This window comes from Pantoea sp. FN0302, assembly GCF_050113775.1.
In the GTDB taxonomy this organism is placed as follows: domain Bacteria; phylum Pseudomonadota; class Gammaproteobacteria; order Enterobacterales; family Enterobacteriaceae; genus Mixta; species Mixta alhagi.
The window spans coordinates 614,182-637,346 of record NZ_JBNJSM010000001.1; the positions used below are offsets into that span (position 1 = coordinate 614,182).

Consider the following 23,165-nt stretch of genomic DNA (forward strand, 5'->3'; position numbering starts at 1 on the left):
GGTGATAATGCAAACCAATCAACAGTGGCAGGCGCGGCGCGAGGCAGCGGTTACGCCCGGCGTGGGGAACTCTCTTCAGGTCTATATCGCTAAAGCGCGCAACGCGGAGCTGTGGGATGTGGAAGGGCGGCGCTATATCGATTTTGCCTCGGGCATTGCGGTATTAAACACCGGTCATAATCATCCAGACGTTATGCGCGCGGTACAGGCGCAGCTGGAATGCTTTACCCATCCCTGCTTTCAGGTTACGCCTTACGGCAGCTATGTCGAGCTGGCGGAGAAGCTGAATGCGCTGGTGCCGATTGCCGAACCCACGCAAACGCTGCTGATGTCAACCGGCGCGGAAGCCGTGGAAAACGCCATCAAGGTAGCGCGTATCGCCACCGGTCGCGCCGGGATAATCGCTTTTCGCGGCGGCTTTCATGGGCGCACGCTATTGGGCATGGCGCTGACCGGTAAAGTGCAGCCCTATAAAAAAGGCTACGGTCCTTTTCCGGGCGGTATCTTCCATGCGCCTTATCCCATCAGCTATTTAGGCATCAGTGAAAGCCAGGCGCTGGGCGCGCTGCAGGGGATTTTTGCGGCCGACGTTTCTCCGGATGATGTGGCGGCCATTATTATTGAACCCGTACAGGGCGAGGGCGGTTTTTATGCCGCATCGCCCAACTTTATGCGCCAGCTGCGTCATCTTTGCGATGAGCATGGCATTGTGCTGATCGCTGACGAGATCCAGAGCGGCTTCTGTCGTACCGGCAAAACCTTTGCCATCGAACACAGTGGCGTGGAGCCTGACTTAATCACCATGGCGAAAAGCCTGGCTGGCGGTTTCCCGCTGTCGGCGGTGGTGGGTCGTGCTTCACTGATGCAAAAAGCGCAGGCGGGCGGGCTGGGTGGCACCTATGCCGGTTCGCCAATGGGGGTTGCTGCGGCGCTGGCGGTGGTGGAGATCATTGAACGCGAGCAGCTTAACCTGCGTGCGCAGCAGCAGGGCGAGCAGGTGGTAGCCTTTCTGCAGCAGCTGGCGGCGCAGTATGACTGTATCGGCGATATCCGTCATCAGGGGGCGATGATCGCCATGGAACTGGTGGAAGAGGGCGATGCGCAGCGTCCGGCGAAGGCGCTGACCCAGGCGCTGGTGCAGGAAGCGGGACGTCAGGGGCTGGTGCTGCTGGCGTGTGGCGTGCGCGCCAATGTAATTCGTTTTCTTATTCCCCTAACGGCTGAAAAAGAAATTGTATCTGAAGGTCTCAACATCTTGTCATCCTCCCTCCGGGTAGTGCAGAATATGCGCCCTGCAAAATAGACAGATAACCGGCGCTTCAGGCGTCGGTTATTTTTTTGCATTTAATCAGGCTCATTCATAAAAGAGGCCGGCCTACGTGCCGGATAGATACACGTAACACGTTCACCGTGTGGTTTAAAGGAAAACAAGATGGGGCAACTCGTTAACTTCTCACTGGCTTTCGCTGGTGTTCGACTCCGTGATGATTATGGCGCAACCGGCAGCCTTGCCAACGCTTCTTCCCTCACGCCTCTGAAGACTCTTTCTCGCATAGCGCGAAGTTTCCCTGTGGTCCGCCTCAATCAGGCCGCCGCTATGGGGGGACTAAACCATGACGCATAATACGCATACCGCACAGCCGCGCACGCAGCTGAAAAAAACACTGACCTTATTACCGGTGGTGATGATTGGTCTGGCCTATATGCAGCCGATGACGCTGTTCGATACGTTCGGTATCGTATCCGGCCTGACTGAGGGTCACGTTGCCACCGCTTACGCTTTTGCGTTGATTGCCATTCTGTTTACTGCGCTGAGCTACGGTAAGCTGGTACGCCGCTTCCCATCGGCGGGTTCCGCATACACCTATGCGCAGAAAACCATTAGCCCGCACGTTGGCTTTATGGTTGGCTGGTCATCGCTGCTTGATTATCTGTTTATGCCGATGATCAACATCCTGCTGGCGAAAATTTATTTTGAAGCGCTGGTGCCGGATCTGCCTTCATGGATTTTCGTCGTGCTGCTGGTGGGCTTTATGACGTTGACGAACCTGCGCGGCATCAAAACCGTAGCAAACTTCAACAGCCTGATTGTGGTGCTGCAGGTCGCGGTAATAATCGCGCTGATGGCGATGGTGATTTACGGCGTTGCGCACGGTGAAGGCGCGGGCACGCTGGTGAGCAGCCGTCCGTTCTGGTCGGAGAATGCTCATGTGGTGCCGATGATCACCGGTGCGACTATTCTTTGCTTCTCGTTCCTGGGCTTTGACGGTATCAGCTCGCTTTCAGAAGAGACCAAAGATGCAGAGCGCGTGATCCCGAAAGCAATTTTCCTGACGGCGCTGGTAGGCGGCATCATCTTTATCGTGGTCTCTTACTTCTTGCAGCTCTATTTCCCGGACATTTCGCGCTTTAAAGATCCTGACGCCTCGCAGCCGGAGATCATGCTTTACGTGGCGGGTAAAACCTTCCAGTTCGGCATCCTGATTTTCTCCTGCATTACGGTGCTGGCTTCCGGTATGGCGGCGCACGCGGGCGTAAGCCGTCTAATGTACGTGATGGGGCGCGACGGCGTGTTCCCGGAGCGTTTCTTCGGCTACGTACATCCCAGGTGGCGTACCCCGGCGCTGAACGTGCTGCTGGTTGGCGCTATCGCGCTACTGGCGATCCGCTTTGACCTGGTAACGGCCACGGCGCTGATTAACTTTGGTGCGCTGGTTGCCTTTACCTTCGTAAACCTGTCGGTCATCGCGCAGTTCTGGCTCCGTGAAAAGCGCCGTTATACGCTGAAGGACAATATCAACTTCCTGCTGCTGCCGCTGTGCGGTGCGCTGACAGTAGGCGCGCTTTGGGTGAACCTCGAAGAGAGTTCAATGGTGCTGGGGCTGATTTGGGCTGCGGTCGGGATTATTTATCTCGCCGTCGTCACCCGCAGCTTCCGTAATCCGGTGCCGCAGTACAGCGAAGAATCACTCTGATTCGCCGCGATTAATCGCTACCGGCATCAAAATGTTAAGGCCAGACCACTGTCTGGCCTTTTTTGTGGCTGACTATCGAATGGCGTTGCGCGATAGTCTGGCGCAAGCGCGATGCGGGGCGGCCTTCAGGGCGGAGGGACTCAGACAAAATCCCTTGTAACCGGTCGCATGCCTGGTTACCCTGCGCCAGCAATATCTGCCTGAATCAATGGAGTTGGCAATGTTTAAAAAAGTAGTGGTAAGCAGCGGTCTTGCGCTGATGCTGGCAACGGGAGCAGCGCAGGCTATCGAAGGCAGCGTTGATGTGGGTGAACATTACACCAACCTGAACGTTGGACTGGGAACCACTTCCCCTGGCCTGAGCCTGTCCGGCAACTGGATGCGCAGCGATCATGACGGCAACGTTTCGGGCCTGCGTCTGGGTTATAACGTGGAAATTGGTTCTGTTTTCCTGACGCCTGGCATCAAAGCCATGTGGATCGATCCGGAAGATGGTAAAAGTGGCTTTGCCGCCGCCGTAGGCGCTGGTATCAGCCTGCCGGTCACGAAGATGATCGGCCTGTACGGCGAATATTACTATTCACCGGAATCCTTTACCGATCATCTCGACAGCTATCAGGAAGCCTCTGGCGGCATCAGCTTTACACCGATTTCGCTGCTGAACGTGCGGGTTGGCTATAAATATGCCGAAATGAACAACAAAGGCGATCGCAAAGATAACGTGCTGGCTGACGGCCCATATATTGGCGCTTCACTGCGCTTCTGATGCCTTGCGCAAGACAAAAAGCCGTCCCGCAGGACGGCTTTTTTATGAGACCAGTTCACGCGCGTAGTCATACAGCGCTTTCAGTTGCGTTAACTTCTCATTATCGCCGTCGTGTAGGTTAGCCAGCGACTCCAGCTCCAGCAGGAAAGATTCAATGCGTTCGCTGTTTAAGGCTTCGCGGCGGTGCTGCAGCCAGCGCTGCTGCTCGCTGTCATCGAGCGTGCCCGGGAAATTACGTGCACGATAGCGAAACAGCAGCGGGGCGATGCGTGCATCGTTAAAGGTCAGATCGAGCGCCGGCAGGTTAGCGGGTGCCGTTTGCTGAATAATGTTCATTGCCGCTTTGTCGGCATCGCTGAAAAAGCCGTTATAGAGCTGGGCATCAACATCCGGCGAAGGGGTAAAAGGTTCCGCCTCGGCATACAGGGCAACCACTTTTTCACGGATCTCTGCATGCTGGCGCAGCACCGCCAGATTATTCAGGCAGTGCTGGCGATCGATGCCAAGCCGACTGGCATCTTCCGGGCGCAGCGTGTTAGCAGGTGCCAGCACCGGACATTTATTGATATGCACCAGTTTAATCGGCACCGCAGCAGCATCACCCAGCTGCTGACGCGGAGTGTAGAGGCGTTCGCGTAGTGCGTCGGCATCCAGCTCCAGCAGCGGCGTGATATCACCCGCCAGATCGCAAACGATCAGGGCATTGCGATTTTCCGGGTGCCAGGCCAGCGGCGCAATCCAGCTGGTATTCCCGCGCAGTGCGCCGAACATGCCAGAGATATGCATCAGCGGTTTCATCTGTGGAATATCAATCAGCGTATTGATTTTCTGCTTTGTGCGATGGCTGAAGAGGAAATCAAACAGCTTCGGCTGTTTGGTTTTCACCAGCTTCGCCATAGCAATGGTGGCATAAACATCTGACATCGCATCGTGCGCCTGAGTGTGTTCCACGCCGTTGGCCTGCGTTAGCTGCTCCAGTTTAAAGCTCGGTAATCCATCCTCATTTTCTGGCCAGACAATACCTTCCGGACGCAGCGCATAGCAGGCGCGCATCACATCCAGCAGATCCCAGCGCGAATTACCGTTCTGCCAGCTCCAGGCATAGGGATCGTAGAAATTGCGATAGAAGAGATTGCGCGTGACTTCATCATCGAAGCGCACGTTGTTATAGCCCACCACGCAGGTATTTTCGACGGTGAAAATCTCATGAATACGCCGGGCGAATTCCGCTTCCTTAACACCGCGCGCCCGCGCCAGCTGCGGCGTAATCCCGGTGATCATTACCGCTTCCGGCTGCGGCAGGTAATCATCGGCGGGCTGGCAATAAAACACTTCCGGCTCGCCAATAATATTGAAATCCATATCGGTGCGGATGCCGGCAAACTGCGCTGGTCGATCCAGCGCCGGGCTTTTACCAAAGGTTTCATAGTCATGAAAGAGAAAGGTCGGTTGCGCGCGTTCGTTGGCCAAAATGTTATCCATTGACTGCTGAGTGGTAATGTTCGTTACATGGTAAACCATATTCCGGTTCATCAGAACCGCCAGATAGCGATGCTGTTGAGGCGCGTAGTTTGGCGCTCTTTTTACCTATAAGTTTGGGTGGTTCTCTCTCAACATAGCGCGTTGAGTTTCTATTAATTTTGCCAGAGTTTCGCAGGTTTCCCATACTTTTTCAGTACCGATGCGATCACAGGATCCCCATCGCTCAGTGGCGGTGTCGTAATAAAGCGTATCGGTATTATTACTGCCAATAACAATGCGCCCCTGCATGCCCTCGCATTCGAAACCTTGTGTATTCAACACATCATTAAATTTGAGTAATCCGGGTTCATCGTCATCGGTCGTCAGGCCGTAGAAAATATGACCATCAGCGAATAATCCATTACTAATGCATAATAATACGCCATATTGCTGCCAAAATTTGGCCTGCTGCGCTGCAATTCCTCGACCAAAATCGTGTGAGGGGATCTTACCCGTATAAGGAGGACTAATCTCATAACCCATGTTTTTACTCAAAAAAGTAAACTCATGTCCAGCTAATGCTAACCCGCTCAATTTTTCCTTCATGGATAAATTACTCCCTTAGGAACTGGCCATAAAACTGTTTTACGGTCGCCTGGTGCCAGGCCACGGCTGATGGCATTTTGAGTAGTTGTAAAAATAGAATGTTCTATTTTATTTCTGATTAATATCAGGTTCGAAAAATCGTTTGTTCCGTTATCGTCCAGAGGAAGCTTATGATGGACACTAAACCCATTTGGTATCTGTCCAGCCCGTAGGATCTTTCGTTGTGGTGCATCCAAACGGTTAATAATATCTGGATGCTCGGCAATGTTTTTTGCAAACTCTCGTCTGACACTATTATTGAATGAATTCCTTAACGTTCTCTGAACCGCGCTGCTTCTTTTGACATAATTGATTTTTACCACATCAATGTTTTGCAGTAACATTCGGTTTCCTTTATAGCGTCCCAGATAGCTTTCCAGTTTTTTAATTCGATAATAGAGCCCGGGTGTACTCCAGTCCGGGCAGCAGTAAACAAAGCACTTAATGCAATTAGCGATCCTGCAGTCTGCTCATTTAGCACCTGGTCAAATTCTTTCGTGGCATCTCCGCCTGGCTTACGTGCGGTATCAGCAAACATTTCTGGGTTCTGATGATAAATCCCGCCTGTCGCCAGCAGTCTTCCGGCGGCTTTGCTGTTGATAGTGCTGAACGGCGCGGGCTGTTTTTTCGTTAGCCGGGCAGGTAACGCAGTAGGGTGCGGTTTACCGCCCCGTTTGCTATATTCGCGGCGAGCAACCGATCGGTTATATTCACGGATAATATCCTGCGCCCCGTCAAACTTAAACGCCAGTGGGTCGCGGCAAATCAGTTCGCCGTGCTCATTAATATAAAACAGCGCGCCTTTTGTCACAGAAAACCCGCCGAGCCTCATGGGTAAATAATTTCACACGCCACGAAAAGAGATAATAACCTGATAATGGTTTTTTTAATCTGTTTTTAGTTGAAAAGGTTACTCATATCGTTAACAACCAGATATAAATTATTTTGCTGCATGCAGGGTATATTCCAGCATCCTGGCCGAGACGCGCTTTATGCTTATCGACATTAAATACAAGCTATTCGCAAGACGATCGCTGGCGACATAATATGTTGATGCCTTCTGAAATATTAAAGCCCCCGATAATAGCGGAGGCTTTTTATCACTTAGTCGTTTAATCAGCGCAGAGCGCCGGATGTTTCTACCGGCACCGCGCAGGGTTCCATCTCAATGGGAATGCTTTTATATGCCGGGATGCCGCTGGCGGTATCATGGCTGTCAAGTGGGACCATCACGTTGGCTTCCGGATAGTAGGCGCCCGCTGAGCCGCCTGCCATATCCAGCACCACGATAGTCAGATTATCCATACGGCGCTCGGTGCGTTTGCCATCGGGATCCAGCGCAATGATATTTACCCTGTCGCCCACCCGCAGCTGACGTTTTTCCGCCTCGTCCGCATTGATAAACAGCACATCGCGCCGTCCGGTCACGCCGCGATAGCGATCGTTCAGGCCATACAGCGTGGTGTTGTACTGATCGTGGCTGCGCAACGTCGTCAGCACCAGGTCGTGACATTTCAGCGAGCGCGGATCCTCATTAATTCCTTCCATAACCTTGAACTGCGCCCGGCCTGAGGGCGTGTCCCATTCCCGTTCGGAGGCTGCATTGCGCAGACGGAAGCCGCCTGGCTGCAGAATACGACGGTTGTAATCTTTGAAAGCGGGGAAAACGGCTTCAATTGCCGCGCGGATAAAGCTGTAATCCCCGATCATCTGATCCCAGTTGACTTTGGTATGAGGCAATGTCGCCTTAGCCAGCCCCGCGACAATTGCCGGCTCTGATTTTAGCCAGGGCGAAGCGGGCTTTAACATACCGCGCGAGGCATGAACCATCGACATGGAATCTTCTACGGTAATGCTTTGTTCCCCGGACGCCTGCACATCCAGCTCGGTACGGCCCAGTACCGGCAAAATGTAATTATGCTTGCCTAACAGCAGATGTGAACGGTTTAATTTAGTGGCCATATGCACCACCAGATCCAACTTACGCATCGCGTCAAAAGTCACGTTGGGATCGGACATCGCCTCCGCCAGGTTACCGCCGAGGCAGAGCAGCGCTTTTGCTTTGCCATCGCGCATTGCCTGTATGGCAGCGACTGCGCCATGACCATGATGCTGCGGCGGCTTGAAACCGAACACTTTCTCAATACTGTCGAGCAGTTCCTGCGAGGGAATTTCAGTAATGCCTACGGTGCGGTCACCCTGTACATTGGAATGACCGCGCAGCGGACAGATGCCGGCACCACGCTTGCCGATATTGCCGCGCATCAGCAGCAGATTAGCAATTTGCTGTACGTTCTGGGTGCCGTACTGATGCTGAGTGATGCCCATGCCGTAACAAATAATGGTTTTTTCTGATGTGGCATACAGGCGGGCAATGTTCAGGATCTCCTTATAATCCATACCGGAAACCTTCAGGATATGCGGCCATTCGGTCGCTTCCAGATCCTGCTTCAGCGCTTCAAAGCCTTCCGTGTGTTCGCGGATAAATTCCTCATCAATAACGCCTGGCTGGCCCTGTTTTAGCGCCCGCTCATGCATCGCCAGCAGCGCTTTCATCACGCCTTTTAACATTGCTGCATCGCCGCCGACACGGACTTTATAGTAGGTGGAGGCCAGCGCGGTTGAGCCGAGCGACAGCATCTCAATTGGGCTTTGCGGCGACGTAAAGCGCTCCAGCCCACGCTCGCGCAGCGGGTTAATCGCCACAATAGTCGCGCCGCGTTTAGAGACTTCGCGCAGCGTTCCCAGCATACGCGGATGATTGGTACCGGGATTATGGCCGATGCAGAGCACCAGATCGCAATGATCGAAATCTTCCAGCTCAACCGTGCCTTTGCCGACGCCAATCGACTGCGGCAGGCCAACGCTGGTGGGCTCATGACACATGTTCGAGCAGTCCGGGAAGTTATTGGTGCCATATTCCCGCGCAAACAGCTGATAGAGAAAAGCCGCCTCGTTGGAAGCACGCCCGGAAGTGTAAAATTCGACGCTGTCCGGATCGCTATAGCTTTGCAATCTCTCACCTATTTCACGAAACGCAGTTTCCCACTCAATGGGCTGATAGGTATCGCTGGCGGCATCATATTTCATGGGATGCGTCAGGCGGCCTTCGCCCTCCAGTTCAAATGCGTTGCGCTGCCACAGTTCACTTACCGTATGCGCGGCAAAAAATTCCGGCGTAGTGCGTTTACTGGTGGCTTCCCAGGAGACGGCTTTAGCGCCATTTTCACAAAACTCAAAAGATGAGGCGTGACGTGGATCGGGCCAGGCGCAGCCGGGGCAGTCGAAGCCTTGCGGTTGGTTGACTTTAAACAGCGCGATAACATCCTGCTTCACTGACATCTGTCCGCGCAATGCATCGGCAACGGCCTTAAGCGCGCCCCAGCCGCCAGCCGATCCACCGTAGGGAGCAATACCAATAGTGCGATTTTTATGTTTCATCATTCTCTGTGTTCTGTTGTGGAACGGTGACTAAAGAATAGAACACGTCGCCAAAGCAGCTGAAAAACCGGGCGCTAATTGCTTTCGAAATATTACAAAGGCCACAGGAAAGAAAGAGGCGATAAATTGCGTAATGATTAAAGTGTGCTAAACATTAAGAGTAAATATCTGAACAGGAGGTTATGATGAAAAAGACAGCATTATTAGCATTTGCATTTGCCGCAGCCCTGCCATTAGCGGGATGTTCCAGCAGCAACTACACCATCCATACTAACGATGGACGGACAATTGTCAGTGATGGCAAACCCAAAGAGGACAATGCTACCGGCTTGATTAAGTATAAAGACGCCAACGGAAATGAGCAGCAGATCAACCGTTCTGACGTTAAATCAATGACCGAAATCCCGCACTAATTTCCTCAGCAAATGTGAATCAGGTGAGCCACCGTCAGGTGGCTTTTTTATTATTGAAGGTCAGGGGCTAATGGGGACGAATAATATGCCGCAGAAAAACGGCGCAATAACCCGCAAATGGGCCGATGCTAAATACATAATTATTTGCAATTTATTCAGAAAAATCACCGCTTAATCCCGTACAACAACGCCCTGGTTAAATTCATGTTTTGATTGAGGGTGTTCCGTTGAAAAGGCGTCAGTTTGCAACTCTTACCGGTTTTCTGTTTTTAGCATTTCAGGCCCATGCGGCTTCCATCTCTTTTCCGCTTACGCCGCCGTCGGTGGATGCTGCATCCTGGGTGTTAATGGACGCTACCACCGGGCAGATACTGACCGAAGGCAATGCTGATCAACAGCGCAATCCTGCCAGTCTGACCAAGCTGATGACCGGCTATGTGGTCGATCGCGCTATCGATCAGCACCGCATCAGCCGGGACGATAAGGTGACTATTGGTCAGGATGCGTGGGGCGCCGGAAATCCGGTATTTAAAGGATCTTCGCTGATGTTCCTCAAGCCGGGCGAACAGGTTACGGTACGCGATCTGAGTCGTGGCGTGATCATCGATTCCGGCAACGATGCCTGCGTCGCGCTGGCCGATCATGTTGCCGGTAGCCAGGACGCCTTTGTCAAAATGATGAATGACTATGCGGCGAAGCTGGGGCTGACGCACACCCATTTTGAAACCGTTCACGGACTGGATGCGCCAGGCCAGCATACCACCGCCCGCGATCTGGCCGTGCTTTCGCGCGCCATCATCAACGGCGAGCCCGATTTCTATCAGATGTACAGCGAGAAATCGCTTACCTGGAACGGCATCACTCAGCAGAACCGTAACGGGCTGCTGTGGGATAAAAACCTGCATGTCGATGGCCTGAAAACCGGTCATACCGAAAGCGCCGGTTTTAACCTGATCGCCTCCAGCCTGGAGGGCCGTCACCGGCTGATCGCCGTCATCATGGGCGGTAAAAGCGCTAAAGGCCGTGAAGAGCAGGCGCGGAAACTGCTGATTTGGGGCAACAGTAATTTTGATACCGTGCAGCTGTTTCATGCTGGCAAAGCACTGGGCAAAGAGACCGTGTGGTATGGCAACCCGCATCAGGTAGAAGTAGGCGCCGCCGAGGATATTTATCTGTCGGTACCGCGTAGCGCGATAGAGAGCATCAAAGCGAAATATGTTATCGATCGCAAAGATCTTGATGCGCCGCTAAAACAGGGCGAGAAGGTCGGCATGATTCAGGTGATCGACAAAGATCAGGTGCTGGCCAGCTATCCGCTAATGACATTGAATAAGGTGGAAGAGGGCGGTATCGTGACCAAAATCAGTGATTATCTCAAGCAGAAATTTTAACCGGCAGGCAGAGGCGAGCTCTCGCCTCTGCCGTGTTTTGTTAATGCTAAATCCGCCTGTTTTCCTTTTCACGTTTTTCCTTTGTCATTCCTCTTGACCCTGACGCCACGTCAGCCTTTATCCTTGGTTAACGTTGAGCAAGGAGAGAGTCATGTTATTGCAGGCAGGTGAACTGGCCCGACGCACGGGCGTAACGGTACGTACGCTGCACTATTACCACAGCATCGGGCTGCTGGTGCCGTCGGCGCGCAGCGAGGCGGGCTATCGACTGTACAACCGTGACGATATTCGTCGTCTGCATCAGATTCAGGCGTTGAAACGCCTTGGCGTGCCGCTGGCGGAAATCGATCCGCTGCTGAGCGATGGCGCACTCTCTTTACCGCAGGTGCTGACTCAACAGATAGAGGCGCTCGATCGCCAGCTGACACAGATGCAACAGCTGCGGCAGCGGCTGGGGCAGCTATATCAGCAGCTCTCCCGGGGCGGCGAACCCGAGCTGACGGACTGGCTAACAACGTTAGAGATGATGACCATGTACGATAACTATTTTACGGCGGAAGAGTTAACGCAGCTGCCTTTTTACCAGGCGGATGCGCAGCGAGAGGCGGAGTGGCAGCAGCTGGTACAAAAGCTGCTGGAGCTACAGGACAACGGCATTGCGCCGCAGGAGCCGGAGGCTCAGGCGCTGGCTCGTCGCTGGATGCAGATGCTGGAGCGCGATACCGCACATAATCCCGCTTTCCTGCAGCGTCTGACCACCATGCATCTCAATGAACCAGCGATGCAGCAGCAAACCGGGATCACCCCTGCGATGCTGGATTACGTTACGCGCGCCTTCGCGGAAAGCAAGCTGGCTATTTTCCAGCGCTATCTTGATGAACAGGAGTACGCTTTTGTACGGGCGCACTACTTTGATCGCATGCAGGAGTGGCCAGCGTTGATTAGCCGACTGCGCGAAGCGATGATGCGCGGCGTCGCGCCGGAAGCAGAGGAGGCGCGGGCGCTCGGTGCGCACTGGCTGGCGCTGTTTCGCTCTTATGCCAGCGATAACCCACAGACGCAAAATAAAATCCGTCAGGCGATGCAGCAGGAGCCGCAGCTGATGGAAGGGACCTGGCTTACGCCCGATCTGCTGCAATATTTGCAGGCGGCAGTAACGGCTCATATGGCACCGGGCACAGAGCGGTAATAACGGTACGCACCTGACGCGATCTACCGCGTCGGGTGTATCAATATGTCATCTGCTGCGTTAATCACTCTTTTCCTTAATGTAAAATGAAGTTAAACATCAGCAAAATATAGACGAAAGTCTCATCCTGATGGTGTCGCCAGGTTATGATAACCTTCCGTTTTTCATTACCCTGGAGACTATGCTTGCGCCCCGATAAGCCGCTTTCAACCGTTGAATTCAGCGTTTACCGACATTACCGTATCGTCCATGGTGTTCGCATTGCGCTGGGCTTTGTTTTGACGTTCTTGCTGGTGCGCCTGAGCGAAATTCCGGAGGGAAGCTGGCCGCTGATTACGCTGGTGGTAGTGATGGGGCCGGTCTCCGCGTGGGGGAACGTTTTTCCGCGCGCGCTTCAGCGGATTGGCGGCACCTTTTTTGGCTCGATATCGGGGCTGATTGCCCTGAAGCTGGAGCTGATTTCACTGCCGGTAATGCTGGCGTGGTGTACGGTAGTGATGTTTATCTGCGGCTACCTGACGCTGGGCAGGCGGCCTTATATGGCACTGTTGATTGGCATTACGCTGGCGGTGGTCTGCGGCGCGCCAGCGGGTGACATGACCACGGCTCTGTGGCGCAGCGGCGACGTGATTCTCGGCTCGCTGCTGGCGCTGCTGTTTACCAGTATCTGGCCACAAAAAGCCTATATTCACTGGCGCATTAAGCTCTCTGATTCGCTGTCAGCAATGGCGAAAATTTATCATGCCGGCTTTTCACCGAACCTGGTGGATAAGCCGCGTCTCGATAAACCTTTACAGCGGGTATTAAGCGATGTGGTGCGTATGCGTTCGTTGCTGGAACCTGCCAGCAAAGAGACGCGTATTCCGAAATCGGTGCTGGAAGGGATCCAAACCACTAACCGCAATATTCTCTGTACCCTCGAGCTGCAAATCAATGCCTGGTGGTCTTCCCGTGCCAGCCATCTGATTTTGCTGAATGCATCCACCTTACGTCGTACGCAGCAGATGACGGAAAATACCTTTAACGCATTGGCGGAAATGTTGATTAAAGGCAACGCCGATCGGGTCGCGGCCAATCATCATGAGCTGGCGGAGATCGTGCGCGAATTGCGGCAGCTGATTGCGGAAAATGACCGCGATCGGCTGGTGGAAACGCCGATTCATGGCTATGTCTGGCTGAGCCTGGAGCTGGCGAAACAGCTGGAACGGCTGTCGGATTTGATTCGGCTGGCCATGCGTAAATAATCGTTTCGACAATCGAAGCTGTGGCTGCGCAAGATTTCGCGCTAAAATGTCCCACAGTCCGAATTTAAATGTGAAAATTGCCATCGGCCCAGGCGAGCCGCTAAGCTGAAGGCTACGACAATACCGCCTGTTCAGGCAGGCCTAATGAAAGGTGTCAACATGGAAAATGCAAAGCAATCATTTCAGGACGTGCTTGAGTTCGTGCGCATGAACCGTCGCAAGAACAAACTACAGCGCGAAATTCACGATGTGGAAAAGAAAATTCGTGACAACCAGAAACGTGTGCTGCTGCTGGATAACCTGAGCGAATACATTAAACCGGGCATGAGCGTTGAAGCGATTCAGGAGATCATCGCCAGCATGCGCAGCGACTATGAAGATCGCGTGGATGAATACATCATCAAAAATGCCGATCTGTCAAAAGAGCGTCGTGAGCTCTCTAAAAAACTCAAGTCCATGGGCGTTCATAAAGTACCGGGACAGAATCAGTAATCTCTGCGGTCAGCGGTTGTGCTGACCCATGTTTATCGGGCCGCGTTGCGGCCCGTTTTTATTTTTTCTCCTGCCAGCCTTATTTTGCCGCCAGCTTCAACGATGGCAGATCAGATGCCAGATTCTCTTCTCTGTGCTTTTTTCTGCCGGTTGGTCAATAGTGCAGCGCTGTTTGTCAGCCAGGCTGATATGCAGCGGCCACTTTAGATGATAAATATCCATTGAGATGACGCCGCCTGCGGAGAGTACGCCCCGGTTACGATTGTCCGCATCATACAGAATGGCACCAAACGGCAGTGGCTGTCCGCTGGTTTGGGTAATACGCGCATAGTGTTGCTGCTGATGCGAGGCGCTAAGTTCCACCGCCACAATCGCCCCTTCACGCGGCACCAGACGATGCACCACTTCATCAAGCTTAATGGTACGAATGTGTCGCCTATCCAGCGTGGGCGCTAATTCATTGTAGTAATAGGGCACCAGGCTCGGCACCACTGCATTTCCCCAGCGGTCGGTCGCGACATGCTGTGCGTTTTCTATCCTGACGTCGGCAATATGTGGTGTATGAACGATCGCAGCACTTTCACTCAGGTACTGACCCAGCGTTATGCCATGCGAATGCAGTACTACCGAGCCGCGTGCGCCCGCCTGCCATTGCTCCGTTGAACGGCCACGCGACCATGCGGCACGGGCTACCCCCTGGCTGGAAGTGTAGTTGGCCGAGGCATCATAATGATATTCAGATCCGCTTTTAGCCGCGCCCAGGCTGTAAGCGAGATTTCTCTCTTCGCCCATCTGTCCCGTCAAAGAGAGATGGCTGCTATGGCTGTTGCCGCTGCTATGACTCATATCAAGATAGTGGTTTCGCTCTCTTCCCAGAGGAAGGCTGATACTCACTGAGAGATAATTTTCAGCAGCATGTCCCGCTGAATAGCGGCGTGACCAGGAAGTAAGCAGCGTAGCATGCCTGATATTGAAATTAAGGTTGGTCTGCCAGTTACGATAACGCCTGCCGAGCCAGTCAATTTCCTGATTGTAATTCAGTGCCAGATTCATCCCTTTAATGTTCTGGCTGAGCTGCACGCTATATTTATTGCGATAGCCGCTCGCCAGCCCGGTACTCACCGCGCGCGGAGAGTAGCCAAACTCCTGATAGTAAGGATTAAAGCGGTGCGTGGCGGAAGCATAAAGATAGCTGTCGGTCAGCGGCAGAAAACGGCTCAGGCCCAGCTGTAATTGTCTACCGGTACGCTGTTGCTGATAGCGTGTGGTTTGACTTTGATTAAACAGCACATTGACGCCGCCCAGCCAGCGTACGTTAGCGCCCATCCCGATAGCAACATTGCGGTAATCAGCGGCATACTGCACGCCGTTCAACAGCGTAAAGGTATTGTTCAGCCCATATAACAACGTGCCTTCCAGCAGGCGCTGTGCGTTATGCTGTCGGCTTTCGCCAAGGTTTAAGGTATAGCGCAGGCTATGTGACGGTAGCTGAAAGCTGTTGGTATTGAACGGCTGGGTAAAGTGCTGCCGTTTCCCGCTGGCTTCGATAATCGTCACGTCAATATCACCCGCCGAGGAAGAAACGGGGACATCATTGATATTAAAGGCGCCGGGGGGAATTTGCCGGGTGGCGATCACATAGCCGTTCTGTTTAACAATAACCGTGGCGTTCGAACTAACGGAACCTATGATGGCAGGCACATAGCTGCGTTCGGTGTTTGAAAACATCGCCATATTGGTCATCAGCGAGACGCCACGCAGCGTGGTTCCCTGAAACAGGCTGCCGCTGGTATAAAAGTCGCCAACGGTTAGCGTACTGCGCAGACGGTCAATATCATAAGCCAGCCAGCTACTGCTGCTTTGATAACGTGCATGCGCCATCCCAGGCGCAGAAAAATAGCCATCATTGCGCAGGCGAAAGCCAAAAAGATTAACGCCGCTGCTCAGGTTGCCATAAATATCGTTGCTGACGCTGCTGCTTTGATAACGCTGCGCGGAGAGGTCGTAATTGACAAAAGCGGCGTTTATACCGTTATCCCACCGCCAGCCAGGCGCGATATCATACAGGTTCGGTTTGCTCCAGGCCTGTTGAGGCAGCGTTAACATCAGCCTGTTTTCGCTCAGATCAATATCAAATTTGGCATCATGTACCCAGGCGGAAAGAAAGTTTTCTGCCTGAGGGCAGCGGTCAATGTGAACGCCCCATTCCTGTAAATCACGACAGGCGAACAGCGGCTCGCTACGACCATGATAGAGACGAAACACAACATCCTGCTCTGCCACTTCCTGATCGTTAATTAAAATTTTAAAAGAGTACTTCCCGGGCAGGATATCGCTGTCGCCGTTAAATATTTCCGCATCTTGTCGATTGACCTGTGTTTGATTCTCCAGCAGTGATAAATCGAACTTCTCTTCGGCCTTCAATGATGCTGCGCCCATGCAGCCCAGACAAACAACAAATAGTAGCGTTGTAGCAGGTTTATTTACGGCGCTCATAACTTTAAGCCAGAGAGAACAGCCATGGCCTGAGCCATGGCTGATTTTTAGCAGGATGATAACGAGAATTAACGATATTCCGTTACGAAAGTAACGTCGGCACTTACGTCACCGCCGGTGATATTGTTGCTAAGGCGCGCATAGCGCACTTTCATATTAATATTGTCATCGCCTTTATTAAGGTTATTAATGCGGCTGCCATCCAGTTCTTGATTAGGCGCCAGGACTTCATTATTGTAAAAAACTTCCAGGCCAACACCGCTGGTATTATTGCTGGCATTTCTTAATGCCTTGGGTTGATTTTCATCAGCAGATGCCTTCATAACCAGTTTTATATGGTTACCTAAATTTTGATCTTCACAATTAACATGAATTTCAAAATCACGGGAGCCATTTTCAATGCTATCGCCAATGGCTACCTTGTCAAAGGCACTGGCACCAACAGTTTCCAGCGTAATATTCTGGTCGGCAGGAACAATGGCACAGGTTGGTTCATTAACATGACCGTTAAAATGTACCACGCTGCCTTCACCTTCCGCAAAAGCGGCAGAAGAGGTCACCATTAATAAGCCCAAAGAAACTGTTTTTAATTTATTCACTTTTCTTTCCTTTTTTAATATTAACCAACAAGTAGTAAACAACATCTTCGACACCAATCGAAAACGTTAAATATCTGGATGTCAGGAGAAATTATAATTTGACATGTACCGGCATACTGATATCACCATAATCATTAATAATACGGTAATTAATATCAGAAGCGCCGTGATAGCCTTTTATTAACATTGTTGAGTGGGGCGAAACCATGTCGGCATCCAGCGCATGCGCCGTGTCGTTTCCTTCCCAGACTTTGCTAAAGGTTACATAATAGGGCGTTGGATTATAAACCTGTAATTTTCCTGCGGCTTTTTTCCACGTCAACTTTTTATATTGATTGCCCATCTCAGGCGATACCGCAGCAGGGCGATATAATATTTTAACCTTTGTCAGCATCACTAATATCAGCTGCGAGCCGCTTTTCTCTTCAACTTTAGGGATCTCTTTAACATTGAGCCGATAAAGTTGCTCCTGTGGTTGTTCAGCAAGAGAAGAGTCGATAGCCTCTATATGCAAGGCAACTTTCTGATGTGCTTTGATTTTTACCAGCGGCGGCTGTACAAATAGCGCTTCCTGCACACCGTTATTATCAGTGGTAATCCAGCTTTGTATGAGATAATCACGGTCTGTAGGGTTATCTACTTTTACTACCCCCATTCCGCCTTCATTAGCGCTCAGCACTACTCGATTCTGATCAAGTATTAACGATGCCTGTGCCTGGCCGCTAACAAGCATCATTAACAATAGTGAAACGCTTCCCTGGCATATGACGTTGCCTGCACGCCATAATCTGAATCCCTTTAACATTGCGTTAAGGTTCATGCTTTTTTACCAATAAATATAACGTTGCTATAACGCTAAGAATTATCTGATAGGTCTTTCAAGGAGCCGTAGATTAATTATTTTTACAGTGCCATGTCAAATTGATGATAAAAGTAAATCCTCATTACAGAGGATGGTTATTTTATTTACGAAGTAATATAACCTGCCTTACATCTACGGCTCTAATAAGTAAAAAAGGAATATTAAATCTGTTTTTTATAATAAAAATAGATTTTTTGTTGGAGTGCGGAAAAATTATTAATATTGGTTATAGATTATTATTAAAAAAAACGGCCGCAATGGGAAGTTCTTGACCCGTCTATGAAAGGATTTAACGACAAGTGCTTTATAACGAATGAGCCTTTTAGCACACACTTAACGCCTGAGCGCTATTTTATGCTGCCTTTCAGCACTTGAGATGCTTTTTTAAGATTTAAATCCCGCCATGAAGATAAATCAAGTTTTTAAATTTATAATTGCATTTTCCTTTTGTGGAGGTTTTTTTGACTTAACTAAAATTAAACATCAGAAATTTTGCTAATAGATCATTTTGTGGCTTCCGGTCAGCATGTATGACCAAAAAATCACCTCTGGCACGAAAAAAGCCTTATAACAGTCACTTTATGGCGGCATAGCTTTATGGCGTAGGTACAGGGATGTATTGAGATAAGTGGAAAATGTACAGAACGATGTAAGTTGTTTCGAGGCAGGAAAGGGAGTGAAAAGTATTCGGAGCTGGAAAGCAAAAGAGCAGACGCCTGGCGTCTGCTTTTTCTGAATTTGGCTCCTCTGACTGGACTCGAACCAGTGACATACGGATTAACAGTCCGCCGTTCTACCGACTGAACTACAGAGGAATCGTGTGAACGGGGCGCATAATATCGAGGGCGTTAGCGCTTGTCAAAGCCTGATTCGCAAAAAGCGATTGAATGCTGAAGAAAACAGCAATGCGAGGTTATCCTGCTCTGTTAAGCGCCGTGCCGATGTGCGTAAAGGTGACTATGGTTATGGAGGCGGTTTAACAGCAAGGCGAAAGGAGAAACCATGAGGCAGACAGAATATCTGGTACGGCAGCGGCTGACATTGACCACGGCCCAGCGCAAACAGAGCGTGAAGGCCATAGCCGAAGGCAAACTTGAGCTGGCTGAGCCGGATAGCCGACGCGCGCAGCGTTATGCTTTCCAGCGCATGCTGGAGAGGACGGCAATCATCGGCCCGGAAGCGGATTTTTTACCCACCGGCTTTTTACTGCAGGGTGCTGAACGGGCCAAAGCAGTGGCGCTGGTACGGGAAGATGGCGTCCCGAAAGGCACCGGTTTTCTCACGGGGGCCGGACTGTTTGTTACCTGCTTTCACGTATTACCGGATCGCCAGCGCGCCGCTGGCTATAGCGTGGAGTTCGGCTACTGGCTGAATGAGCAGGATAACAGCGCTGCAACCGCTATTTACTCGCTGGATGCCGATAGTTTCTGGCTAACCAGCCCGGAGGATGAGCTCGATTGTACGCTGGTTGCGCTGGGTGAACAGCGCACGGGCGATGCCGATGCGGCGCTGCCTGGCCAGATAATGCTTAGCGATCGACCCGATAAACACCGGCTGGGCATGGCGGTAAATATCCTTCAGCATCCTGCAGGCGCGGCGCAGCAGGTGGCGCTACGTGATAACTATTTGCTGGCGCGTGGGGAAGAGGGCAGCGCGGCGGCAAATGTCCTGCATTACACGGCGGATACTGAAGAAGGCTCTTCCGGCGCGCCGGTTTTTAACGATAGCTGGGAGTTGGTGGCGCTTCATCACGGTGCGGCACAGGACGAAAGCGGCACCCTGATTAATGAGGGCATTCGTGTCAGCGCCCTGGTGGACTGGTTAAAAGCAGAGGCGGTAAAGCTGGAACCCTTAGCGCGTCAGCGGTTGATTGCAGCACTACGCGGCGAACGCGCGCTGACGCTCACAGAACTGGCACGCGCCGCGCCAGATGCGAATTATGCTAACCGTAACGGCTATCAGGCAGATTTTTTAACCGATCACGCGGTGCCGCTGGCACAGATCCTGACGCCAAGAGCGGCGGAAATCGCCCCGCTGCGATCCGGCGCGACCGGCACCGAGGCGATTCTGGATTACCAGAACTTTTCGCTGGCCCTCTGTGCCGAGCGACGCATCGCTTTTCTTACCGCCACCAATATTGATGGCGCGCGCTATATCAACATCAATCGCGACAGTGGTCAGCCCTCGCTGCTGGCAGAAGGCGACAGCTGGTATGAGGATAGCCGCATCGACAGCCGCTATTATTTGGTTCAGTCTTTTTATCGCGAATTCAGCCGCTGGTTCGATCGCGGCCATCTGACCCGTCGCAGCGATCCAACCTGGGGAACGCCGCAGGAGGCGATCCGCGCCAATAAAGATACCTTTCATTTTACTAACTGTTCACCGCAGCATTTTCGTTTTAATCAGAGCCTGCAGTACTGGCAGGGCGTAGAGCGTTATATTCTGGAATATGGCGTACTGCAGAGTAAAAAGCAGATTACAGTGCTCACCGGCCCGGTCCTTGACGATCAGTGGCGACAATATGGTGAGGCGAAGGTGCCGCTGATGTACTGGAAAGTGGTATTACGCATCGGTAATGAAGGAGAGCCGCAGGCCACGGCGCTACTGGTTAGCCAGGCGAATCTGCTGGATGAGCCACGGCGAGTCATTGCCACCGCGCAGCAGGATAAGGTGCCACAGGTTGATGAGTTTCGGATTACGGTGAGTGGGCTGGAAAGCCTGACCGGGCTGGATTTCTCGGCTTTTCGCGCCTGGGATAGCTGGCAGCCATCGCCAGGGGTGCGTGCCGATCCATTACCGGCGGCGCTGATAATGTCATGGCGCGATCTGCTCTGATATAACGCTGACTATTTAACTTGTTAAGCAGGCTGGCGACAGAGACCAGCCTGCTGTTTTCTCAGAAAAGCGGCATTAAGCCGGCGCATCACAGCGGCGTAAATAGCGCAGCGTGGCGGTGACGGCCAGTTGTCGATTGCGTTTAATACTTTCCGCTTCACTGTTATCGGGAGTGAACAGCGCATTAAAGGTATAGCGGTTTGAAACATGATGAACGCATATGCTGCTGATCAGCCGGTGTACATCAATGGTATTCACGTCACGATGAAACAGGCCTGCCTGCTGTCCACGCGTCAAAATATCCTCCAGCAAATCCAGCGCGCTACGGTTAAGCGCTTTGATGCGCGGCGACTGGCTGATATAACGGCCTCGCAGCAGGTTTTCACTACAGACCAGACGCATGAAATCAGCATGCGTAGCGTGATAATCAAAGCTTTCCTCTACTAACCGGATAATCGCCTCTTCCGGCGGCAGTTCGCGTAAATTCAGGCCGGTTTCATGTTCGCGGATCTGCTGATAAACCTGCTCCAGCACTGCAAGATAGAGGTTTTCTTTATTGTTGAAATGGTAGACCACCATACGTTTGGTGGTTTGCGCGTTATCTGCAATCTGCTCCAGGCGCGCGCCCTGCATGCCATATTCGGCAAAGGCTTTTAGCGCGCCTTCAAGAATACGTTTTTTCAGTCCTTCAGGATCGTTTTTGCGTTTTGCCTGTTCAACCATATTGGGGCAATTCCCGTTAATTAAGCCGTTGGCAGGGTAACGTGTTGATCCGTTAAACACAACGCCAGCGCCCAGGCTGGAAAACATCCGCCACGAAAGCCATTTTTATCTGCCTGAAACCGTCGCCGATGCAGCGCTGATTATTTAACTCATGCCAGATGTGACTCACTTATTATTGGTCTCAATAAAAAGCCAGTAAAACTTTTAAAGCAGCAGCCTGTTTTTTTATTCAATGGCTTAAATCAGCTTTTTGCAAAGCATATGAACCACAAGATGCCAGTTAAAATCAGACCCCTAATGTTAATAATTCTTATTTTGGACGCGAGTCTATTTCTTTATTCAGCAGAGCTCCTATGATTAAGCCGGTTAAACCAGGGTATTAAAAAAGAGCGCTGAACGCTCTATACCAAAAATAGTATAACAGGTAGGGTGCTATGTCTTTTGTTACCAATATCGATCCGAATAACGTTCCACGCTTATTAGAAAACATTGAAAATCAGGGTTATGCCGTACTGGAAAATGTGGTCACCGATGAAGGGCTTGCAAAATTTCGTGCCTGGATTGACGAGGTAAGCGCAGAGGCGGGAAAGGGATATCATGCGATTTTCGGCGATGTGGAAAAAATTGATCACACGCCGCTGGCCCGGCTTAGTGAAGACGCTGACTTTCGACAACTTATGCAGCGGATGGCGGAAAAGTCGCTGGCGCGCCGGTTAGCCGATCAAAATATTCTGGCCGTACTGCGCTGTGTACAGGGAGAAAGCGGTAAAAAGAAATCCAACTCTTTTCATTATGATGCCAGCGTCATTACCGCACTGCTGCCGATTGAAATCCCGCAGGAAGGGAAGGCGCGCGGGGATTTGCTTTTGTTTCCTAACCTGCGGCCTTTTCGCTCCAGCGTAATATTCAACGTGCTGGAAAAGAGCCTGATGCAAAACAGATTATCGCGTTATCTGTTAATGAAAGCGATCAAGCACCGGTTGGTCAAACCCATGACGCTCTACTTAAAGCCGGGCAACATCTACTTCTTTCACGGTTATCGCACCTTTCATGCTAATGGTCCGTGCGATCCTGCCTTTCGACGCGCGACGGCGCTGTTTCATTTTGGCGATCCGCATCATGGCAGCACGCTGACCCGCTCGATCGTGAGGGTGAACCGACTGCTGGCAAAGTAGCACTGATGAGGTTGCGATGAATAAATAAACAGAGAACCCATCTGCCGATGGCGAAAAGTTGGTGAATGATGGTGGCTAAACAGGGATATCAAGTATCCGCTTCAGCAAGCAAGCACAGAATGCAAAAAGCCCGCTCAGGTTTCCCTGAGCGGGCTTCTCTAAATATGGCTCCTCTGACTGGACTCGAACCAGTGACATACGGATTAACAGTCCGCCGTTCTACCGACTGAACTACAGAGGAATCGTGTGAACGAGGCGAATATTACCTGGCACCCATCTGAATGTCAAAGCCTCTCCCGCCTTTCCCCGTGCGTTTGCTGGCAAAACCAGCAATAAGCTGCCATTTGCTGCTTTTCTAATCTGCCGGGTAGATCTCAATTTAAACGCTTTTCCCGGCTGTTGTTAGAGGCATGTCAAATTTTTGTTATCTGGTAATTTTAAAACGGGCGTTTCGATGC

Annotated in this window: 19 protein-coding genes and 2 tRNA genes; 10 read left to right on the top strand and 11 right to left on the bottom strand. The window is 51.6% G+C overall.

Annotated features, from left to right (window positions below; translation table 11 throughout):
- Window positions 1-7: 7 nt before the first annotated feature.
- From gabT to ACQE32_RS02775, 3 genes are all read left to right on the top strand, one after another.
- Entirely contained in the window at window positions 8-1,303 is a 1,296-nt protein-coding gene (gabT, locus tag ACQE32_RS02765) for a 4-aminobutyrate--2-oxoglutarate transaminase (protein WP_427021310.1), read from the top strand.
- A 310-nt stretch (window positions 1,304-1,613) separates the two neighbouring features.
- Window positions 1,614-2,975, top strand: coding sequence for an APC family permease (locus tag ACQE32_RS02770; protein WP_426972070.1), 1,362 nt, complete (start codon window positions 1,614-1,616; stop codon window positions 2,973-2,975).
- A gap of 220 nt (window positions 2,976-3,195) precedes the next feature.
- A complete protein-coding gene (locus ACQE32_RS02775) occupies window positions 3,196-3,741 on the top strand; it encodes a YfaZ family outer membrane protein (RefSeq protein ID WP_426972071.1) in 546 nt (181 codons plus the stop codon).
- 42 nt (window positions 3,742-3,783) lie between these two features.
- Here ACQE32_RS02775 and sbcB read toward each other — a convergent pair whose 3' ends face one another.
- The 5 genes from sbcB to ACQE32_RS02800 form a co-directional block, all read right to left on the bottom strand.
- Window positions 3,784-5,223 carry an exodeoxyribonuclease I gene (sbcB, locus tag ACQE32_RS02780; protein ID WP_426980932.1) on the bottom strand — a complete coding sequence of 480 codons (1,440 nt, stop codon included), beginning with the start codon at window positions 5,221-5,223 and terminating at the stop codon, window positions 3,784-3,786.
- A 105-nt stretch (window positions 5,224-5,328) separates the two neighbouring features.
- Complete coding sequence (locus ACQE32_RS02785; RefSeq protein WP_427021311.1) at window positions 5,329-5,808, bottom strand: YrhA family protein; 480 nt, start codon at window positions 5,806-5,808, stop codon at window positions 5,329-5,331.
- A complete protein-coding gene (locus ACQE32_RS02790) occupies window positions 5,805-6,191 on the bottom strand; it encodes an HNH endonuclease signature motif containing protein (protein ID WP_427021312.1) in 387 nt (128 codons plus the stop codon). Before ACQE32_RS02790 ends, ACQE32_RS02785 begins: the two co-directional genes overlap by 4 nt.
- Window positions 6,164-6,658, bottom strand: coding sequence for a hypothetical protein (locus ACQE32_RS02795; protein ID WP_427021313.1), 495 nt, complete (start codon window positions 6,656-6,658; stop codon window positions 6,164-6,166). Before ACQE32_RS02795 ends, ACQE32_RS02790 begins: the two co-directional genes overlap by 28 nt.
- Before the next feature lie 305 nt (window positions 6,659-6,963).
- Window positions 6,964-9,288 (bottom strand): FdhF/YdeP family oxidoreductase, encoded by a 2,325-nt coding sequence (locus ACQE32_RS02800; protein WP_427021741.1) that lies wholly within the window; start codon window positions 9,286-9,288, stop codon window positions 6,964-6,966.
- Between the two features lie 185 nt (window positions 9,289-9,473).
- Here ACQE32_RS02800 and ACQE32_RS02805 point away from each other — a divergent pair, with 185 nt between their 5' ends.
- The 5 genes from ACQE32_RS02805 to ACQE32_RS02825 all read left to right on the top strand — a co-directional run bounded on the left by ACQE32_RS02805 (window position 9,474) and on the right by ACQE32_RS02825 (window position 14,017).
- Complete coding sequence (locus ACQE32_RS02805) at window positions 9,474-9,701, top strand: YgdI/YgdR family lipoprotein (protein ID WP_085071223.1); 228 nt, start codon at window positions 9,474-9,476, stop codon at window positions 9,699-9,701.
- A 227-nt stretch (window positions 9,702-9,928) separates the two neighbouring features.
- Window positions 9,929-11,092: a serine-type D-Ala-D-Ala carboxypeptidase DacD gene (gene dacD, locus ACQE32_RS02810; RefSeq protein ID WP_426972074.1), complete on the top strand. Its 1,164-nt coding sequence runs from the start codon at window positions 9,929-9,931 to the stop codon at window positions 11,090-11,092.
- Window positions 11,093-11,243: 151 nt separating this feature from the next.
- Window positions 11,244-12,281 (top strand): MerR family transcriptional regulator, encoded by a 1,038-nt coding sequence (locus tag ACQE32_RS02815; RefSeq protein WP_426972075.1) that lies wholly within the window; start codon window positions 11,244-11,246, stop codon window positions 12,279-12,281.
- Between the two features lie 185 nt (window positions 12,282-12,466).
- Complete coding sequence (locus ACQE32_RS02820; RefSeq protein ID WP_426972077.1) at window positions 12,467-13,525, top strand: FUSC family protein; 1,059 nt, start codon at window positions 12,467-12,469, stop codon at window positions 13,523-13,525.
- A gap of 159 nt (window positions 13,526-13,684) precedes the next feature.
- Window positions 13,685-14,017: a DUF496 family protein gene (locus ACQE32_RS02825; RefSeq protein WP_085072333.1), complete on the top strand. Its 333-nt coding sequence runs from the start codon at window positions 13,685-13,687 to the stop codon at window positions 14,015-14,017.
- A 96-nt stretch (window positions 14,018-14,113) separates the two neighbouring features.
- Here ACQE32_RS02825 and ACQE32_RS02830 read toward each other — a convergent pair whose 3' ends face one another.
- From ACQE32_RS02830 to ACQE32_RS02845, 4 genes are all read right to left on the bottom strand, one after another.
- Window positions 14,114-16,513, bottom strand: coding sequence for a fimbria/pilus outer membrane usher protein (locus tag ACQE32_RS02830; RefSeq protein WP_427021314.1), 2,400 nt, complete (start codon window positions 16,511-16,513; stop codon window positions 14,114-14,116).
- A gap of 68 nt (window positions 16,514-16,581) precedes the next feature.
- Complete coding sequence (locus tag ACQE32_RS02835; protein WP_426972081.1) at window positions 16,582-17,112, bottom strand: fimbrial protein; 531 nt, start codon at window positions 17,110-17,112, stop codon at window positions 16,582-16,584.
- Between the two features lie 91 nt (window positions 17,113-17,203).
- Window positions 17,204-17,932, bottom strand: a complete 729-nt coding sequence (locus ACQE32_RS02840) for a fimbrial biogenesis chaperone (RefSeq protein WP_427021315.1) — start codon at window positions 17,930-17,932, stop codon at window positions 17,204-17,206.
- A 781-nt stretch (window positions 17,933-18,713) separates the two neighbouring features.
- Window positions 18,714-18,789 (bottom strand) — tRNA-Asn (locus ACQE32_RS02845).
- Window positions 18,790-18,976: 187 nt separating this feature from the next.
- On the opposite strand from ACQE32_RS02845, the gene ACQE32_RS02850 reads away from it, so the two are divergent.
- Window positions 18,977-20,809, top strand: coding sequence for a DNA/RNA non-specific endonuclease (locus tag ACQE32_RS02850; RefSeq protein ID WP_427021316.1), 1,833 nt, complete (start codon window positions 18,977-18,979; stop codon window positions 20,807-20,809).
- Window positions 20,810-20,884: 75 nt separating this feature from the next.
- On the opposite strand, the gene ACQE32_RS02855 is transcribed toward ACQE32_RS02850, so the two are convergent.
- Window positions 20,885-21,532 (bottom strand): TetR family transcriptional regulator, encoded by a 648-nt coding sequence (locus ACQE32_RS02855; RefSeq protein ID WP_426972085.1) that lies wholly within the window; start codon window positions 21,530-21,532, stop codon window positions 20,885-20,887.
- 434 nt (window positions 21,533-21,966) lie between these two features.
- On the opposite strand from ACQE32_RS02855, the gene ACQE32_RS02860 reads away from it, so the two are divergent.
- Window positions 21,967-22,707: a hypothetical protein gene (locus ACQE32_RS02860; protein WP_427021317.1), complete on the top strand. Its 741-nt coding sequence runs from the start codon at window positions 21,967-21,969 to the stop codon at window positions 22,705-22,707.
- A 165-nt stretch (window positions 22,708-22,872) separates the two neighbouring features.
- Here ACQE32_RS02860 and ACQE32_RS02865 read toward each other — a convergent pair.
- A tRNA-Asn gene (locus ACQE32_RS02865) sits at window positions 22,873-22,948 on the bottom strand.
- Window positions 22,949-23,165: the final 217 nt, after the last annotated feature.

Excerpts from the sequence above, each read along its gene's own strand:
- gabT (WP_427021310.1), top strand. The coding sequence starts at position 8 with ATGCAAACCAATCAACAGTGGCAGGCGCGGCGCGAGGCAGCGGTTACG.
- ACQE32_RS02770 (WP_426972070.1), top strand. The coding sequence starts at position 1,614 with ATGACGCATAATACGCATACCGCACAGCCGCGCACGCAGCTGAAAAAA.
- ACQE32_RS02775 (WP_426972071.1), top strand. The coding sequence starts at position 3,196 with ATGTTTAAAAAAGTAGTGGTAAGCAGCGGTCTTGCGCTGATGCTGGCA.
- sbcB (WP_426980932.1), bottom strand. The coding sequence starts at position 5,223 with ATGGATAACATTTTGGCCAACGAACGCGCGCAACCGACCTTTCTCTTT.
- ACQE32_RS02785 (WP_427021311.1), bottom strand. The coding sequence starts at position 5,808 with ATGAAGGAAAAATTGAGCGGGTTAGCATTAGCTGGACATGAGTTTACT.
- ACQE32_RS02790 (WP_427021312.1), bottom strand. The coding sequence starts at position 6,191 with ATGTTACTGCAAAACATTGATGTGGTAAAAATCAATTATGTCAAAAGA.
- ACQE32_RS02800 (WP_427021741.1), bottom strand. The coding sequence starts at position 9,288 with ATGAAACATAAAAATCGCACTATTGGTATTGCTCCCTACGGTGGATCG.
- ACQE32_RS02805 (WP_085071223.1), top strand. The coding sequence starts at position 9,474 with ATGAAAAAGACAGCATTATTAGCATTTGCATTTGCCGCAGCCCTGCCA.
- ACQE32_RS02815 (WP_426972075.1), top strand. The coding sequence starts at position 11,244 with ATGTTATTGCAGGCAGGTGAACTGGCCCGACGCACGGGCGTAACGGTA.
- ACQE32_RS02825 (WP_085072333.1), top strand. The coding sequence starts at position 13,685 with ATGGAAAATGCAAAGCAATCATTTCAGGACGTGCTTGAGTTCGTGCGC.
- ACQE32_RS02830 (WP_427021314.1), bottom strand. The coding sequence starts at position 16,513 with ATGAGCGCCGTAAATAAACCTGCTACAACGCTACTATTTGTTGTTTGT.
- ACQE32_RS02840 (WP_427021315.1), bottom strand. The coding sequence starts at position 17,932 with ATGAACCTTAACGCAATGTTAAAGGGATTCAGATTATGGCGTGCAGGC.
- ACQE32_RS02850 (WP_427021316.1), top strand. The coding sequence starts at position 18,977 with ATGAGGCAGACAGAATATCTGGTACGGCAGCGGCTGACATTGACCACG.
- ACQE32_RS02855 (WP_426972085.1), bottom strand. The coding sequence starts at position 21,532 with ATGGTTGAACAGGCAAAACGCAAAAACGATCCTGAAGGACTGAAAAAA.
- ACQE32_RS02860 (WP_427021317.1), top strand. The coding sequence starts at position 21,967 with ATGTCTTTTGTTACCAATATCGATCCGAATAACGTTCCACGCTTATTA.